14 protein-coding genes are annotated in these 15,952 nt (G+C 65.0%); 7 read left to right on the top strand and 7 right to left on the bottom strand.

Annotation, left to right across the window (positions count from 1 at the left end; all coding sequences use genetic code 11):
• Positions 1 to 5: 5 nt before the first annotated feature.
• From AC25Y4_RS16740 to AC25Y4_RS16750, 3 genes are read right to left on the bottom strand one after another with little or no spacing between them, the layout of a single operon-like run.
• Positions 6 to 1,040: an autoinducer 2 ABC transporter substrate-binding protein gene (locus AC25Y4_RS16740; RefSeq protein WP_414805234.1), complete on the bottom strand. Its 1,035-nt coding sequence runs from the start codon at positions 1,038 to 1,040 to the stop codon at positions 6 to 8.
• On the bottom strand, positions 1,037 to 2,608 hold the full coding sequence (locus tag AC25Y4_RS16745) for a rhamnulokinase (protein WP_488121575.1): 1,572 nt from the start codon (positions 2,606 to 2,608) through the stop codon (positions 1,037 to 1,039). The genes AC25Y4_RS16740 and AC25Y4_RS16745 overlap by 4 nt, the downstream gene beginning before the upstream one ends.
• Positions 2,605 to 3,456, bottom strand: coding sequence for a DeoR/GlpR family DNA-binding transcription regulator (locus AC25Y4_RS16750; protein WP_488121576.1), 852 nt, complete (start codon positions 3,454 to 3,456; stop codon positions 2,605 to 2,607). Before AC25Y4_RS16750 ends, AC25Y4_RS16745 begins: the two co-directional genes overlap by 4 nt.
• A gap of 301 nt (positions 3,457 to 3,757) precedes the next feature.
• Here AC25Y4_RS16750 and AC25Y4_RS16755 point away from each other — a divergent pair, with 301 nt between their 5' ends.
• Genes AC25Y4_RS16755 through AC25Y4_RS16775 form a run of 5 tightly spaced genes read left to right on the top strand, consistent with a single transcriptional unit; the run spans position 3,758 to position 9,757 of the window.
• On the top strand, positions 3,758 to 4,627 hold the full coding sequence (locus AC25Y4_RS16755) for a sugar phosphate isomerase/epimerase family protein (RefSeq protein ID WP_488121577.1): 870 nt from the start codon (positions 3,758 to 3,760) through the stop codon (positions 4,625 to 4,627).
• A gap of 16 nt (positions 4,628 to 4,643) precedes the next feature.
• A complete protein-coding gene (locus tag AC25Y4_RS16760; protein WP_488121578.1) occupies positions 4,644 to 5,051 on the top strand; it encodes an L-rhamnose mutarotase in 408 nt (135 codons plus the stop codon).
• On the top strand, positions 5,048 to 6,214 hold the full coding sequence (gene rhaI, locus AC25Y4_RS16765) for an L-rhamnose isomerase (RefSeq protein ID WP_488121579.1): 1,167 nt from the start codon (positions 5,048 to 5,050) through the stop codon (positions 6,212 to 6,214). The genes AC25Y4_RS16760 and rhaI overlap by 4 nt, the downstream gene beginning before the upstream one ends.
• 52 nt (positions 6,215 to 6,266) lie before the next feature.
• Positions 6,267 to 8,306: a bifunctional aldolase/short-chain dehydrogenase gene (locus AC25Y4_RS16770; RefSeq protein WP_488121580.1), complete on the top strand. Its 2,040-nt coding sequence runs from the start codon at positions 6,267 to 6,269 to the stop codon at positions 8,304 to 8,306.
• Positions 8,303 to 9,757, top strand: coding sequence for a rhamnulokinase (locus AC25Y4_RS16775; protein WP_488121581.1), 1,455 nt, complete (start codon positions 8,303 to 8,305; stop codon positions 9,755 to 9,757). The genes AC25Y4_RS16770 and AC25Y4_RS16775 overlap by 4 nt, the downstream gene beginning before the upstream one ends.
• Positions 9,758 to 9,782: 25 nt before the next feature.
• On the opposite strand, the gene AC25Y4_RS16780 is transcribed toward AC25Y4_RS16775, so the two are convergent.
• The 4 genes from AC25Y4_RS16780 to AC25Y4_RS16795 all read right to left on the bottom strand — a co-directional run bounded on the left by AC25Y4_RS16780 (position 9,783) and on the right by AC25Y4_RS16795 (position 14,163).
• The gene (locus tag AC25Y4_RS16780) at positions 9,783 to 10,628 is read right to left on the bottom strand and encodes a transglutaminase family protein (protein ID WP_488121582.1); all 846 of its coding nucleotides are present in this window, start codon (positions 10,626 to 10,628) and stop codon (positions 9,783 to 9,785) included.
• Entirely contained in the window at positions 10,625 to 11,554 is a 930-nt protein-coding gene (locus tag AC25Y4_RS16785; RefSeq protein WP_488121583.1) for an alpha-E domain-containing protein, read from the bottom strand. The genes AC25Y4_RS16780 and AC25Y4_RS16785 overlap by 4 nt, the downstream gene beginning before the upstream one ends.
• The gene (locus AC25Y4_RS16790) at positions 11,554 to 13,284 is read right to left on the bottom strand and encodes a circularly permuted type 2 ATP-grasp protein (protein WP_488121584.1); all 1,731 of its coding nucleotides are present in this window, start codon (positions 13,282 to 13,284) and stop codon (positions 11,554 to 11,556) included. Before AC25Y4_RS16790 ends, AC25Y4_RS16785 begins: the two co-directional genes overlap by 1 nt.
• Positions 13,285 to 13,383: 99 nt before the next feature.
• A complete protein-coding gene (locus AC25Y4_RS16795; protein WP_488121585.1) occupies positions 13,384 to 14,163 on the bottom strand; it encodes an IclR family transcriptional regulator in 780 nt (259 codons plus the stop codon).
• A gap of 204 nt (positions 14,164 to 14,367) precedes the next feature.
• Between AC25Y4_RS16795 and AC25Y4_RS16800 the strand changes: the two genes are divergently transcribed.
• Both AC25Y4_RS16800 and AC25Y4_RS16805 read left to right on the top strand, forming a co-directional pair.
• Positions 14,368 to 14,970, top strand: a complete 603-nt coding sequence (locus AC25Y4_RS16800; protein WP_488121586.1) for a DJ-1/PfpI family protein — start codon at positions 14,368 to 14,370, stop codon at positions 14,968 to 14,970.
• A gap of 197 nt (positions 14,971 to 15,167) precedes the next feature.
• Entirely contained in the window at positions 15,168 to 15,950 is a 783-nt protein-coding gene (locus tag AC25Y4_RS16805) for a FadR/GntR family transcriptional regulator (protein WP_488121587.1), read from the top strand.
• Positions 15,951 to 15,952: the final 2 nt, after the last annotated feature.

A 15,952-nucleotide genomic window follows, 5' to 3' on the forward strand; every position in this document is an offset into this window, starting at 1 on the left:
GCCGACTAGTAGTCGAACGTGTCGACGTTGTCCTTGGTGATTTCCAGCGCCGGACCGAGCAGGAGCACCTTGGTAGCCGAATCGAACTCGACGGCTGGGAGGTCGGCGCTCACATTGTTCGTTGCTTCAAACGCGTTCCCTTCGGCCAGCTGCAGACCCGTCCATGCGGTCAGGTAGCCGAGCGCCTGGACATCCCAGAGGATGGAAGCGCTGGACGAGCCGTCCTTCAGGTACGGAGCCATCGACTGCGGTGTACCGAGACCGTCAGTGAAGACGGTGCCGATCTTGCCGGCGTCCTTCACCGCCTGGGCGACACCGGGTGCCGACGAGGTGCACTCGCCGACGAGGCCGGTGAGGTCGGGGTTGGCGTTCATCAGGTCGGTGGCCATGGAGGTAGCTGCCGCCTGGTCTTCGCCTGCGTAGACGACATCGACGATCTCGGCTTCTGGGTACTTCTCGGCCGTGTACTTCTTCTGCACGTCAATCCAGGCGTTCAGGTTCGCTGCCGTCTCACCACACGAGACAATCGCATACTTTCCCTTGCCGCCCATGGCCGTCATGATCGAGTCGGTGAGTGCCTGACCGATACCCTCAACGGATGCCTGGTTCACGAAGACTTCCCGCACCGAGTTCGGGGCGTCGGTGTCTGCGGTGGCAACCTTGATACCCTTGTCCGCAGCTTCTTTGAGCAGCGGTGCCATCGAATCAGGGTCGTTCGGGGCGACGATCAGCGCGTCCACACCCTGCTGGATGAAGGAACGGACAATGTCGGCCTGAGCGGCGGCATCCGCCGTCGTCGGTCCCTGATAGAGCCATTCGATGCCGAGTTCTTCCGCGGCCTGCTTGCCGCCGGCGTTCATGGCCTCGAAATAGGGAATGCCCTGGAGCTTGGGGACGAACGCCACCTTGATCTTGCTGTCGCCATCGCCGCTGCCTGCTGTGCTGCCGGCGTCGTCGTTGCGGCTGGTGCAACCAGAGAATGTCATGACGGCTGCGAGCGCTAGCGCGCCGACCATCAGAGTCTTCTTTGCTTTGATCATTGTGTTGCCTCCTTCTGTGCTGTGCGGGGCCACTTTGCCCTCACGTCCTGGTGCGCGAACGATGTCGCGTTGGGTTCCTCGAGACCGCGGCGGCGCGACTCTGCGCGCTCGAGCCCTCGAAGCTTCTCGGCCGCATCACTCCAGCGACCATCGGAGCGTGGTTCGAAGGAGTGCGTCTGTGTACTCGCCCGAACCACCTCCCAAATCTGTTCAATCGAGCCGATTTCGCCCACGGCGCGCAACTGGCTGGCCGCATTGCCAAGCGCGGTTGCCTCTTTCGCCCAGCAGACAACGGGAAGCCCGGTCGCGTCTGCCGTTGCTTGCTGCAGAAGGGCGTTCTGGCCACCCCCACCAACGACGGCAACCGACGTCAGGGGCACACCGGTCACGGCAGCGATGTCCTCGGCGGTGAGTCGGTAGCTGAGGGCAAGAGAGTCGAACACCGTGCGCGCGATTTGGCCGATGGTTTCCGGCACCGGAATCGCATGTGCGCGGCAGTAGTCCTGAATGCGCCGTGGCATGTCACCGGGGGTCAGGAACTCCGTCGCGTTTGGATTGATCAGGCTGACGAGAGGAACCTCGGCGGCGGCGCGCGTCACCAGGGTGTCGTAGTCGACACTCAAGCCATCTCGCTCCCACTGACGGCGGCACTCTTGAAGCACCCAGAGACCCATCACATTGCGGAGGAACCGCACTGTGCCGTTGTATCCGCCCTCGTTGGTGAGGTTGGCCTGCTGCGACGCTGCCGTGACCACAGGGGAATCGAGCACGACACCAACGAGCGACCAGGTTCCCGACGAAATGAAGAGAGTCTCTGGCGACGCATCCGGTATCGCCAAGACAGCACTCGCGGTGTCATGCGCCGCCGGCAGAATCACGCGAGTCCCTGCCAGTCCCCCGACGGCGAGCTGGCCAATCACAGGGCCGACATCGGTCCCGGACGCTACGACGTCGGGCAAAATGCCGACAGGCACACCAACGCGCTCAAGGAGTTCCGTCGCCCAGCGACCGGCGTTCATGTCATACATGCCAGATGTGGAAGCGGCGGAGAATTCGGTAACCGTGCTGCCAGAGAGCAGCCGGTGGAAGACATCCGGCATCATCAGCATGCTCCGGGCGCGGGCGAGGAGTTCATGACGGAGCCTGGCATCGGTGGCGAGCCCGAAGAGCGAGTTGATCTCCATCAGCTGAGTGCCGGTAGCGTCGTAAATGGTCGAGGCTCCAACGGCGCTCACAATTTCGCTGAACACCTCAATCCGGTGCTTGTCACGGTACGCAGTCGGAGCTTCGAGCAGCTGCCCCTCGTTGTCGTAGAGGCCGTAGTCGAGTCCCCAGGTATCTACACCTACCGACGCAATCCGCGTTGACGCTGCCAGGGATGAGAGCCCGTCTGAAACCTCTCTCCACAGCCCGTCGATGTCCCAGCGGAGCCAACCGTCGACGACGGAGGGCTGATGCGGGAATCGGTGATGAATGTTGAGGCTCAGTCGTGATCCGTCGAACTGCGCGGCTCCAACGCGCCCGCTCTCTGCACCGAGGTCCACCGCGGCCACGGTGAGCGTGCTCATCCTGCTGCCCGTGAACTCTGGGCGCGTTCGGCCGCTTGAACAACGGCACGCTGGCCACTTTCCAGAATTGCCCCTGTGCCCTCGACCCGAGTGACAGGCACGCCATGCGCAGCCCAATCGGCGACAAATTCGTCATCAGCGTGCTCATCGGTGAAGAGTCCGGAGATCTCGGCCGGCTCGGCAAAGGAGTGCAGGCCGAATCCACCGATCTTCGATGACGTGAACAGGCCGTAGACCGAGTCGCACGCGCTGACCAGACTCTTTTTGGTCGCCGCCTCTTCGCTCGAGAGCTCAAGCAATCCCAAATGTGTCGAGAGTGTGGCGAGGCCGAAGAACCCCGTCGTTATCCGGCCGCGGCCTTCCAGTACGTTCGCGAATGCACCGATCAGAGAGCCGGATGCGCGGCGCAGGACACCGCCCGGCATGATGACCGTCGCGCTGGAGTGGTCCATGAACAGGCTCGCTACCCGCATGCCATACGTGACAACCACGAGATCGCGTCGGTCAAGGATTTCTTGTGCCAGGTAGTAGCACGTCGTTGACGAATCGATGGCGATGACGTCGCCGTCGGAGACCAGGGCGGCCGCGTTGCGAGCCAGCGCACGTTTCGCGTTTGAGTCCTGGCGCAGCCGCTCGCTGAACGCCCCCTCATCGCCGGCAGAGGAGACGACGGCGCCACCGCGCACCCTGCGAAGCAGCGACCGTTGTTCCAGCGAGTCGAGGTCCTTGCGAATCGTGACGGCGGAGACGCCGAACTGTTCAACGAGGTCGTTGACGAGTACGCGACCACTCGAATTGAGTTCGAGTAGAATGCCCTCTTCGCGAACGAAGTCATAGCGTTCGGACATCTCTCTCCTAATCGACAACCCTGGCGACAACGCGGTCCGAAGTGCTCCGGACGTCACGTAACTGGAAACCTAACTCAACGACAACTTCACGTCAATGATTGAAACCAAAACGTAAGTGAAACGGGTTTCGAACGAAAGTTAATGTCTTGACAGGGACGAAACTGGCCTCTTAGAGTGACTGCACCAGAGCTCGTTAGCTGATCGGAATTCCTTCCGTCCGGCACGAGCCTCCTCGAGGGAGAGGCCAGCGGCACGCTGGAGCGGCACTGATCCTTCGCCACACCAGGAAAGGCCGGGACTCATGCTGATTGGATGCCACGGGCTCGTATGGACCGGACACTTCGATGAGCCCGGCTTCGATCGGGCCGTCACCCAGAGCCTTGAGGCGGGGTTTACCCTCCTTGAGATCCCGCTGCTCGAACCGGACTCCTTCGATGTGGCCGCGGCGAAACGCTGCCTGGCCAGGAACCCGATCGCCATCTCCGCTTCGCTCGGGCAGAGCGCCGACACTGACATCAGCAGCGAAGACCCCGACGTCGTGGCCGCAGGCGAACGCAAACTGAACACGGCGCTGGAGATACTGAGCGAACTCGGATCCGAGTACTTCGTCGGTGTCCTCTACAGCCAGCTCGCCAAATACGATGCCCCAGCCACCGCACTCGGTCGGCAGAACAGCCTCGACGTGCTGCGTCGGGTTGCCGAACGCGCCGGCACGCTGGGAATCCGTGTCGGGCTTGAAGTCGTCAACCGCTACGAGACCAACCTGTTCAACACAGCCAACCAGGCTCTGGCCTACCTCGACGACCTTGGCCACCCGAACGTCGGCGTCCACCTCGACACGTACCACATGAACATCGAGGAATCGGATATGGTCGGGCCCGTTCTCGCTTGCGGCGACCGACTCAGCTACGTGCATATCGGCGAAAGTCACCGTGGCTACCTCGGCTCTGGAACCGTCGACTTCGACGGGTTCTTCCGCGCTCTGTCGCTCATCGACTACACAGGGCCGATCGCTTTTGAGTCGTTTTCCAGCGCCGTCGTGAACCCGGATCTCAGCCGGAGCCTCGCCGTCTGGCGGAATCTCTGGAACGATTCGGCCGACCTCGGAGCGCACGCCAACGCCTTCATTCGCGGCAAGATCCGCGCCGTCGAAACCATTGCGCTGCATTGATTGCGACTGGAACTCAATGACGAGCACAGGTGTATCTGAACGGGTGTGTTTTCAGCTGCAGGTCAAGCCGGATCGCATCGCTGAGTATCGCGAGCGCCACAAGGCTGTGTGGCCGGACATGCTCCGCGCATTGCGACAGACGGGCTGGAACAACTACTCGCTGTTCATCCGCGACGATGGCCTCCTCATCGGGTACGTCGAGACCGAAAGCCTCACCGCCGCCCAGGCGGGAATGGCCGCCACGGCAGTCAACGCACGGTGGCAGGCCGAGATGGCCGAATTTTTCGTCGATCTCGACGGCGCACCAGACACCGGCTTCATCCATTTGTCTGAAGTCTTCAACCTCGACGATCAACTCGCCGCATCTGCATCTGCTCCTGCCGGACAGGCGTCGGCTCAACCAAAAGAAGGAACACACTCGTGAGCATCAGCGCTGCCGTCCTCACCCGGCTCGAGGCCCAGGCCATCGAACTGCCCTCCTGGGCGTTCGGCAACTCCGGTACCCGCTTCAAGGTCTTCCAGACCCCAGGCACTCCCCGCACCATCCAGGAGAAGATCCAGGATGCGGGCAAGGTCAACGAATTGACCGGGCTGGCACCGGCCGTGGCGCTGCATATCCCGTGGGACAAGGTCGACGACTACGCGGCGTTGCGATCATTCGCCGAAGATCTCGGCCTCGCCCTCGGAACGGTCAACTCCAACACCTTCCAGGACGATGACTACAAGTTCGGCAGCCTCACCCACACCGATGCCGCCATTCGCCAGAAGGCCATCGATCACCACTTCTCCTGCATCGACGTGATGGATGCCACCGGTTCGCGCGACCTCAAGATCTGGCTCGCCGACGGCACCAACTATCCGGGCCAGGGCGACATCCGCGGCCGCCAGGATCGCCTCGCCGACTCCCTCAAGCAGATCTACGCCCGCCTCGGCGACGAGCAGCGCATGGTGCTGGAGTACAAGTTCTTCGAGCCGGCTTTTTACCACACGGATGTCCCCGACTGGGGAACCTCGTACGCCCAGGTCAGCGCACTCGGCGACAAGGCCATGGTCTGCCTCGACACCGGTCACCACGCGCCGGGCACCAACATCGAGTTCATCGTCATGCAGCTGCTGCGCCTCGGCAAGCTCGGCTCGTTCGACTTCAACTCCCGGTTCTACGCGGATGACGACCTCATCGTGGGCGCCGCAGACCCGTTCCAGCTCTTCCGCATCCTCTACGAGGTGAACCGGGGCCGCGGCTTTGACGCCGACAGCCCCGTCGCCTTCATGCTCGACCAGTGCCACAACGTCGAAGACAAGATTCCAGGCCAGATCCGCTCCGTGCTGAACGTGCAGGAGATGACGGCCAGGGTGCTCCTCGTCGATGCGCCAGCGCTGGCCGCCGCCCAGGATGCCGGCGATGTGCTCAGCGCCAACGGCATCCTCATGGACGCCTTCTACACGGATGTGCGCCCCGACCTCGCCGCCTGGCGCGAGTCCCGCGGCCTCCCGGCCGATCCGATGTCCGCCTATGCGGCATCCGGTTACCAGGCGAAGATCGCCGCCGAGCGCGCGGGCGGCCAGCAGGCGAGCTGGGGCGCGTAACCCGTCGGGTTTGCCGTCCTGGCACACCACATTCTTTCCTCGAGGAGCAACTATGACCATCAACAACGCAGCCGCAGAACTGATCGCGCGATCCAACCGCCTCGGCAGCAACCCGAAGAACACCAACTACGCGGGCGGCAACACGTCGGCCAAGGGCAGCGAGATCGACCCGGTGACCGGTGAGCCCGTCGAACTGATGTGGGTCAAGGGCTCCGGCGGCGACTTGGGCACCCTCACCGAGAACGGCTTGGCCGTGCTGCGCCTCGACCGGATGCGCTCGCTCGTGAACGTCTACCCCGGTCTCGAGCGCGAAGACGAGATGGTGGCGGCTTTCGACTTCACCCTGCACGGCAAGGGCGGCGCGGCCCCGTCGATCGACACCGCCATGCACGGCCTCGTCGACGCGGCGCACGTCGACCACCTGCACCCGGACTCCGGCATCGCGATCGCGACGGCAGCCGACGGCGAAGAACTCACGCGCACCATTTTCGGCGAGAAGGTCGTCTGGGTGCCATGGCGTCGGCCAGGCTTCCAGCTCGGCCTCGACATCGCCGCCATCAAGGACGCACACCCAGAGGCCATCGGCTGCATCCTGGGCGGCCACGGCATCACGGCGTGGGGTGACACCAGCGAGGAGGCAGAGGCGAACTCGCTGTGGATCATCGACACCGCGGCCGACTACATCGCGAAGCACTCGAAGCCTCTGCCCTTCGGCCCTGCCCTTGACGGCTACGGCGCGCTGGCCCCGGCCGAGCGCCTGGCCAAGGCTGCCGCCCTGGCGCCCACAATCCGGGGGCTGGTCTCCACCGACCGCGCCCAGGTGGGCCACTTCACCGACGATGCCGTCGTGCTCGACTTTTTGGCATCCGCTGAGCACCCCCGCCTGGCCGCCCTCGGCACCAGCTGCCCAGACCACTTCCTGCGCACCAAGGTCAAGCCGATGGTGCTCGACCTCCCGGCCGACGCCTCCATCGAAGACTCGATCGCCCGCCTGCAGGAGTTGCACGAGCAGTACCGGGCCGACTACCAGGCGTATTACGACCGCAACGCAGTGGCAGACTCCCCCGCCATTCGCGGCGCAGATCCCCTCATCGTGCTCATCCCCGGCGTCGGCATGTTCAGCTACGGCGCGAACAAGCAGGCCGCACGCGTGGCCGGCGAGTTCTACATCAATGCCATCAACGTGATGCGCGGCGCAGAGGGCCTCTCCACCTACTTCCCCATCGACGAGGCAGAGAAGTTCCGCATCGAGTACTGGGCACTCGAAGAAGCCAAACTGCAGCGGATGCCGGCGCCCAAGCCTCTCGCCAGCCGCATTGCCCTCGTCACGGGAGCTGCCTCCGGCATCGGTAAGGCCATCGCCACCCGCCTGGCCGCAGAAGGCGCCTGCGTCGTCATCGCCGACCTCGACCTCGCGAAGGCGCAGGCCGCCGCCGCTGAACTCGGGTCGACGGATGTCGCGATCGGCGTGCAGGCCAACGTCACCGACGAAAATCAGGTGCAGGCATCCGTCGATGCAGCGGTACTGGCATTCGGCGGCCTTGACCTCGTCGTGAACAACGCCGGGCTCTCGCTGTCGAAGTCGCTCTTGGAGACCACGGTCGCCGACTGGGACCTGCAGCACAACGTGATGGCCAAGGGCTCGTTCCTGGTCTCGCGCGCTGCGGCCCGGGTGCTCATCGACCAGAAGCTCGGCGGGGACATCGTCTACATCTCCTCGAAGAATTCGGTGTTCGCCGGCCCGAACAACATCGCGTACTCGGCCACCAAGGCCGACCAGGCTCACCAGGTTCGACTGCTCGCAGCTGAGCTCGGCGAGCACGGCGTGAAGGTCAACGGCATCAATCCAGACGGCGTCGTGCGCGGCTCCGGCATCTTCTCCAGCGGCTGGGGTGCCAAGCGCGCCGCGGTCTATGGGGTGCCAGAGGAAGAGCTGGGCGCCTACTACGCGCAGCGCACGCTGCTCAAGCGCGAGGTGCTCCCAGAGAACGTGGCGAACGCCGTGTTCGCGCTCTGCTCCAGCGATCTCTCGCACACGACCGGGCTGCACATCCCGGTGGATGCCGGCGTCGCGGCGGCCTTCCTGCGATGACTGCCGCCGCTGCCGGTACCGTTGCCGCCGTCGACCTCGGCGCCACCAGCGGTCGGGTCATGCTGGGCCATGTCGGGCCGAACGAACTGCGACTTGAAGCCGTCAACCGCTTTCCGAACACACCGGTCGAGACGCCAGACGGCCTGCACTGGAACATCGTCGAGCTCTACCGTTCGGTCGTCGAGGGGCTGGGACTCGCTGCCCGCCTCTCGCCGGGGCTGTCGAGCATCGGAATCGATTCGTGGGCTGTCGATTACGGCCTGTTGCGCGGAGATCGTCTGCTCGGCATCCCGTTCCACTACCGCGATTCGCGGACGGCCACGGGGGTCGCCTCGGTTCATGAGCGAGTACCGTTCGCTGAGCTGTACGCCGACAACGGCCTGCAGTTCCTCCCCTTCAACACGCTCTATCAACTCGAGGCCGAGCGTGTCGGCGGCCTGCTCGACCTCGCCGACCAGGCGTTGCTCGTGCCCGACCTGATGGCGTACTGGTTGACCGGAGAACGGGTCGCCGAGAGCACCAATGCGTCAACGACCGGGTTGCTCAGCCTCCCAGACGGGCCCGGCGCACAACCGCGCTGGAACGATGCGCTGATCGAGCGGCTCGACCTGCCACGCAGCCTTTTCCCCGCGCTCGTGCAGCCGGGCGACCGCATCGGCACCCTGCTTCCCTCTGTGGCTGGGGCGACCGGCTTGGCCACCTCGACTCCGATCGTGGCCGTCGGGTCGCACGACACGGCATCCGCTGTGGTGGCTGTGCCCATGACAGACCCGGATGCCGCCTATATCTCGAGCGGCACCTGGGGGCTGGTCGGTGTCGAGCTCGAACACCCCGTGCGCACAGAGGAAAGCCGCCGCGCCAACTTCACCAACGAGGGTGGCGTCGACGGACGTGTGCGCTTTTTGCACAACGTGATGGGCACCTGGTTGCTCAGCGAATCGGTGCGAACCTGGCAGAAAGCTGACCCGAGCGTCTCGTTGCTGCCCCTCGTGGCGGCGGCCGAGGCGGTGACCACCCCGGTGGCCGTCTTCGACGCCAATGACCCGCGATTCATGGAGCCCGGCGATATGCCGGCACGGATCGCCGACTGGTGCATCGAACACGGCCAGCCGGTTCCAGCGAGCCAGGCAGAGTTCGTGCGCAGCATCATCGAGAGCCTCGCTCTCGCCTTCGCGACCGCTGTGCGAACGGCCTCAGAGCTGTCGGGCAAGACGGTGAACACCATCCACATCGTCGGGGGCGGATCTCAGAACGCGCTGCTCTGCCAGCTCACGGCCGACCACGCTGGAGTGCCCGTTCTCGCCGGCCCCGTCGAAGCGACAGCCCTGGGCAACGTGCTGGTGCAGGCGCGCGCGGCCGGCCTCATCTCCGGCGACCTCGAGACGTTGCGCGCTCTGGTCGCGGCGAGCAGCGAACCGCTGCGATACGCCCCGCGGCGCGTGGCTGAATGACGAGGCGATTGGCTGGATAGCGAGATCAGTATTCGCGCGTGATCTCGACACTCACGAACAACTCTGATCCAAATGGGCCTGCGTACACACCTCGAAGCGGCGCGACATCCGTGTAGTCCCTGCCGCGACCGACGAGGACATGCCGGTCACCGATATCGATGAGGTTCGTCGGATCGTAGCCACGCCACCCACCGCAGAACCATTCGACCCACGCGTGCGACTCCCCCGTCACGGTCTCGCCGATGGCAGCATCCGGATTCGGATGCAGGTAACCGGAGACGTAGCGGGCCGGGATTCCCACCGAGCGCAGGGCGCCGAGCGCAATATGCGCAATGTCCTGGCAGACGCCCTTCTTCTCTGCCCACGCCTCTGCCGCCGTTGAGTGCACCCCGGTCACCCCTGCCATGTATTCGACGGCTCCTCCGACGGCCTGGCAGATGGCCAGCGCGCTCTCGCAGGGGTCCAATCCACTGGCTGCGATCTCTGCGGCGAGCGCCGCGACATCCGCTGGGGGTGTCGTTCGGGACGTTTGGGCGATCTGGTCAACCGTTTCCATGCTGGCCAGGGCAGCCGTGGCGAGTTCGTCCCAGTCGAACGGATGCCCCAGATGGGCGTTCTCCCGCACTTCAACCAGGCTCGTGGCCGTGAGGGTGAGTTCCCGGTGCGGACTCAGCACGTCGAAGGCGCTCACCCTGGTTCCCCAATAGTCGACATAGGTATTGAGCGATGACATCGGCGAGATGTTGAGGAATGACGACAGCACGAACTGGTTCTCAGCACCCGCTGGCAGCATCCGCGCCTCGTTGTATGACGCATTCACCTCACCCTCGTAGTGGAATCCGGTGGTGTGGGTGATGCGAAGGCGCTTCACAGGCGCTCTCCCGTCCAGCTCGGTGCAGCGCTCGTGGGAAAGTACCGCTGGCGGATCGCTTCGCTGGCGGCACTCGTGGCATCCTGCACGCTGTCCATCTGCGCCGGCAGGTCTTCGAGGATGTCGAGAATGGGCCGGTATTCGAGCTCACTGCGCATCTGGCCGAACAGGCGTTGGGCATTGTCGGAGACCCCCACCCGGTCGAGGCGCGGCTCGAGGGCCCGCATGCATTCCTCTGCGCGCGTCACAGAGAAGAGAATAGAACGCGGAAACAGCCGGTCAAGGAGCAGGAACTCGGCGGCGTTCTGCGCTGACGGCACACCGCGGTAGGTGCGGAGGTATGCCTCGTATGCGCCGCACGAGCGGAGAATTGTCGTCCACGACGGGCCGGATGCCTCGGTGAGCGAGCGTGTGGCCAGCAGCCTGGCCGTCATATCCGCCCGTTCGAGGCTGCGGCCGAGCGTGAAGAAATGCCACGCGTCATCCCTGCTGGTCGCTGACTCGACGATGCCAACGGCCAGCGCCGCCCGCTCGTGAACCCAGTGGAAGAACTCGTGCACCTTGTCATCTGCGACGCGGCGCGGCATCCTGGCCCGCGTCGTATTGAGGCACTCCCAGAGTTCGCTCGACACGATCTCGCGTGCACGGCGGGCGTTCTCACGGGCCGCCCCCAGCGAGAACGCGATGGACGCCGGTTGCGACCGGTCGACGGCGAGGATGCCAAGCACATCCTTGCGGGTGAGGATCTTGTCCTCCGGCGGCTCGCTGCCCATCACGGACAAGAGTGACCGGCAGGCGGTGTCCTCGTCGATCCACGGGTCTTCGAGCAGCAGTTGCAGGTGAACGTCGAGGATGCGCGCTGTGCCATCCGATCGCTCGATGTAACGTCCGATCCAGAAGAGTGACTCTGCGATTCGAGAAAGCATCAGACTCCCTCCGTGACAAGCGGATGCTGTTGGTCGGTGCGATCAGTGCGATCGGTGCGGCCAGCCGGGTCGGCGACCTGCTGTTGCTGCTGTTGCTGCTGCTGTTGCTGCTGGCCGGTGCGCGGGTCGTCGTGCGGGGAGTGATCGGGCGTATGAGGTTTGTCGTGGTGTGGCGGCAGTGTCACCGTTGCCGCCGCCTGCTCAGAGACAAGACCCTGGATGTCGTGCGGGTCGATCACGCTCCCCGGTGTGCCGGCAGGAGCGCCGACGACCCAGGTGTCCTTGGACCCGCCACCCTGGCTGGAGTTGACGACAAGCTGCCCTTCCGGCATCGCCACCCGGGTGAGACCGCCTGGCAGCACCCAGATGTCGCTGCCGTCATTGACCGCGAACGGACGAAGATCGGCGTGCCGCGGTCTCATGCCGTCTTCGACGAGCGTAGGAATCGTCGACAGCTGCACGACCGGCTGGGCGATCCAGCCTCGCGGGTCGGCAATCAGTCGTTTCCGGAGGGCGGCGAGTTCGGCGGGTGTGGCATCCGGCCCGACAACCAGGCCCTTGCCGCCCGAACCGTCAACGGGCTTCACGACGAGTTCGTCGAGGCGGTCGAGCACCTCTTCCAGCGCCCCCGGATCTTCAAGTCGCCACGTGTCAACGTTCGGCAGGATCGCATCCTCACCCAGGTAGTAGCGGATGAGATCTGGCACGTAGGTATAGACGAGTTTGTCGTCCGCCACACCGTTTCCGACAGCATTGGCGATGGTCACGTTTCCGAGCCTGGCCGCCAACAGCAGCCCAGGGGATCCGAGCACGGAGTCGTCCCTGAACTGCAGTGGGTCGAGGAATTCGTCGTCGACCCGGCGATAGATCACATCGACCCGCATCGGGCCGGCGGTGGTGCGCATCCACACCTTGCCGCCGGAGACGTAGAGGTCGCGCCCCTCCACAAGTTCGACGCCCATCAGCCGGGCGAGCAGGGTGTGCTCAAAGTATGCCGAGTTGAAGACGCCGGGCGTCAGCACCACGACATTGGGGTCGTCGATACCCTCCGGTGCGCTCGCGCGGAGGGCCTGCAGGAGACGGATCGGGTATTCGCCGACGGGTTGCACCCGGAGCGAGACGAAGAGTTCTGGCAGCGTTTGCGCCATGACGCGGCGATTGGAGATGACGTAGCTGACGCCGCTCGGCACCCGCACGTTGTCTTCCAAGACCCGCCAGGCGCCCTTTTCATCGCGGATGAGGTCGATTCCGGAGACCTGGATGCGTACGCCGTTCGCGCTGACGATCCCCGCTGCCTGCCGGTGGAAATGGCTCGACGAGCTGATCAGAGCGGCCGGGATGACGCCATCTCGAACGGCGCGTTGCCCGCCGTAGACGTCCGCCAGGAAAGCCTCAAGCGCACGCACCCGCTGCTTGATGCCGGCTTCGACATCGACCCATTCGCTGTGGTCGATGACCCGCGGAACGGCATCGAGCGGGAACGGGCGCTCCTCGCCGGCGAAGTCGAAGGTGACTCCCTGCGCCAGGTACGAACTCGCGAGAGCTTCGGTTCGCCCGCGCAGCTCTGCCTTGGTCATCTGGGCGAGCGCCTGGTAAATCTCCTTATAGGCCGGCCTCGCTTCCACATGACCGCGACCCGACGGCTCAGCGAACATCTCGTCCCACGCGGCACTGCCGGTTCGTTTCCGGGGCAGAAGCGTTGAGCCATACCCGTCAAAGAGGTCCACCATGGGCCGAGCCTAGGACTGCCCTGTTGCGGCGATGTTTCCGGGAGGCTGCCCGCCGGTGTCGAAGTGGCAGGCGCTCTATCTGGGTGCACCGCGGCGATATCAGCCGGGCAGCTGCGATGAGACCAGCCAGGCGCCTCGCCGCACAGCGCGCTCCAGATCTCGCGCCCGCAGGTTGAAGTCTGCGGCCGAGACCGACACAGAGACGGCGCCGATCGTGCGCCCGCTGCGGGAGCGAACGGGCGCAGCAATGCATGCCAGCTTCGGCATGTACTCCTCGATCTCCACTGCGAGTTGCTGGGCGCGCACGTCATCCAACTGCTCGCGGAGGTGGGCGACATCCGTCACGCTGTCTGGGGTCAGCGCCAGCGGACTGTGCCGCTCCAAAAACCGGCCCAGCCCGGCCTCGTCCTTGGCCGCCAGCATCAGCTTGCCGAACGCCGTCACGTGCGACGCCTCTGCGAAGCCGACGTGCAACTGCGAGATGCGCGGATGCTCCGGTGAGTCCTCGATGTGGGCGACGGCGATGTCGTCACCCCTGAACACCGTCAGGTAGGCCGGCGCATGGGTGCTCTCGTGCACCGATTGCAGCACGCTCCGCACCTCAGGCGTCGCCAGCAGCTGCAGGTGCACCGCCCGGCCGAGTGCGTCAACGGTGCGACCCAGAATGTAGCGGTGATCACCGACCTGGCTGCTGATGTAGTCGGCCTTCTGCAGGGTGGCGAGCAGCCGATAGCTCGTCGAGAGCGACAGCCCGAGTTCGCGGGCAACCTCGGCAGCACTCGCGCCCATCGGCGACGATCCGACCAGCTCGAGGATGCGGAGCGCACGCTCTGCCGACTGGATTCCCGCGCCGTCGCGGGGCTGCATCGCTGAAGCCATGCCCAGAGTGTAGGTCAGCAGCTGGCCGACTGAACAGGGTCATGGACGGCGAATCTGCATCCGTTTCGCACATGGTGGGAAAGCAGGTTGTCGGCGGCACGTGCCGCTGCTCACACTTATGCACAGGGATGCCGCCGCTCGCGAGAACCACACGACGAGCCCCCGATACCCGCATTCCACCACACCCATACAGAGAGGTATGACATGGCCAAGGTACTCATTCTCACCGGAGATGCCGCAGAGACCCTCGAGGTCTTCTACCCGTACCAGCGACTGCTGGAAGCCGGGTACGAGGTGCACATCGCCGCCCCGGAGAAGAAGAAGCTGCAGTTCGTCGTGCACGACTTCATCGATGGATTCGACACGTACACCGAGAAGCTCGGTCACGCCTGGGACGCCGACATCGCCTTCAAGGATGTGAACAGCGACGACTACGTCGCCATCGTGGTGCCAGGCGGGCGCGCGCCGGAATACATCCGTAACGACGAGGACGCCAAGCGGATCGTGCGTGAGATCTTCGCCCGCAACGCTCCCGTCGCAGCTCTTTGTCACGGCCCGATGCTGCTCGCAGCGGCCGGCGTGCTGCAGGGACGCACCTCGTCGGCGTACCCGGCGCTCGCGATCGACGTCGAACTCGGTGGCGGCACCTACGAGAACGGAGCGGCCGTCGTCGACGGCAATCTCGTCTCTGGGCGCGCCTGGCCAGACCACCCGTCGTGGATGCGTGAGTTCATGCGCATCCTGGAGGCGGCGCATCCGGCCGCCGAAGCGAGCACGGCCGGCCAGCCGGTCGGCGCGACAGTCTGAGCCCCATGCGTCGCTGAACGAGCGGGCCACCGAGCGCCGAGAATCGCCGTTCATGCCGAGAGTCGCCGTTGCATTGGCGACTCTCGGTCGAAACGGCGACTCTCGGCGAAGGCGCGTCACGGAGGCAAATAGTCTGTATGCTGTGTGGTCTGACCACATGAATCGGCCGGCGGCCGACAGACGAAAGGCACAGCGACGTGAGCGACGAACGACGCGCCTGGCAGGTCGTGCTCGAGCACATCGAAGCCGACCTGCTCTCTGGCGCCCTGCGTCCCGGCGATCACCTGCCGGGCGAACGCGCGCTCTCCGCTGACCTCGGCGTCGGCCGCTCAAGCGTGCGCGAAGCCATTCGGGTGCTTGAGGTGCTTGGACTCATCCGCACCGCGACCGGATCGGGCCCGACCTCTGGCGCGATCATCGTGGCGACCCCGTCGGGCGGCATGAGCGCGCTCATGCGACTCCAGGTCGCCGCCACCGGTTTCGCCGTCGCCGACATCGTGAAGACCAGGCTCGTGCTGGAGACCTCCGTTGCCGCCGATCTGGCCGTGGCGAACCCGCGCCCAGATCTCAGCCGGGCCACCGCGCTCCTCGACGTCATGGAGGCCGGCAGCCGAGCCGCCGACGCCACGAGCAGCACAACGAGCACAGCGGATGCCGCGCCCCTCACCACCGACGAGTTCCTCGCCCTCGACACCCAGTTCCACCTGGTGCTCTCCGAGATCCTGGGCAACCAGGTCATCACGGCCACCATGGCCGGGCTCCGCAGCTCGATTGAAAGCTATGCGCGCGTGGGCGCGACCCGCCTCGACTCGTGGGAGGACGCATCCGTTCGCCTCATGCACGAGCACCGGCAGATCGTGGCCGCCATCGAGTCCGGCGACGCGGACAGGGCCGGGAGCGTCGTGCACGCGCACATCTCCGGCTACTACGCCGCCACCAACGTGTCCGATTCTCCCCTCTCCCCGACTCAGGAAGTGTGAAC

The sequence above is a fragment of the Leifsonia sp. Y878 genome (genome assembly GCF_057669685.1).

Coding starts and splice junctions, on each gene's coding strand:
- AC25Y4_RS16740 (WP_414805234.1), bottom strand. CDS start 1,040: ATGATCAAAGCAAAGAAGACTCTGATGGTCGGCGCGCTAGCGCTCGCA.
- AC25Y4_RS16745 (WP_488121575.1), bottom strand. CDS start 2,608: ATGAGCACGCTCACCGTGGCCGCGGTGGACCTCGGTGCAGAGAGCGGG.
- AC25Y4_RS16750 (WP_488121576.1), bottom strand. CDS start 3,456: ATGTCCGAACGCTATGACTTCGTTCGCGAAGAGGGCATTCTACTCGAA.
- AC25Y4_RS16755 (WP_488121577.1), top strand. CDS start 3,758: ATGCTGATTGGATGCCACGGGCTCGTATGGACCGGACACTTCGATGAG.
- AC25Y4_RS16760 (WP_488121578.1), top strand. CDS start 4,644: ATGACGAGCACAGGTGTATCTGAACGGGTGTGTTTTCAGCTGCAGGTC.
- AC25Y4_RS16770 (WP_488121580.1), top strand. CDS start 6,267: ATGACCATCAACAACGCAGCCGCAGAACTGATCGCGCGATCCAACCGC.
- AC25Y4_RS16775 (WP_488121581.1), top strand. CDS start 8,303: ATGACTGCCGCCGCTGCCGGTACCGTTGCCGCCGTCGACCTCGGCGCC.
- AC25Y4_RS16785 (WP_488121583.1), bottom strand. CDS start 11,554: ATGCTTTCTCGAATCGCAGAGTCACTCTTCTGGATCGGACGTTACATC.
- AC25Y4_RS16790 (WP_488121584.1), bottom strand. CDS start 13,284: ATGGTGGACCTCTTTGACGGGTATGGCTCAACGCTTCTGCCCCGGAAA.
- AC25Y4_RS16795 (WP_488121585.1), bottom strand. CDS start 14,163: ATGGCTTCAGCGATGCAGCCCCGCGACGGCGCGGGAATCCAGTCGGCA.
- AC25Y4_RS16800 (WP_488121586.1), top strand. CDS start 14,368: ATGGCCAAGGTACTCATTCTCACCGGAGATGCCGCAGAGACCCTCGAG.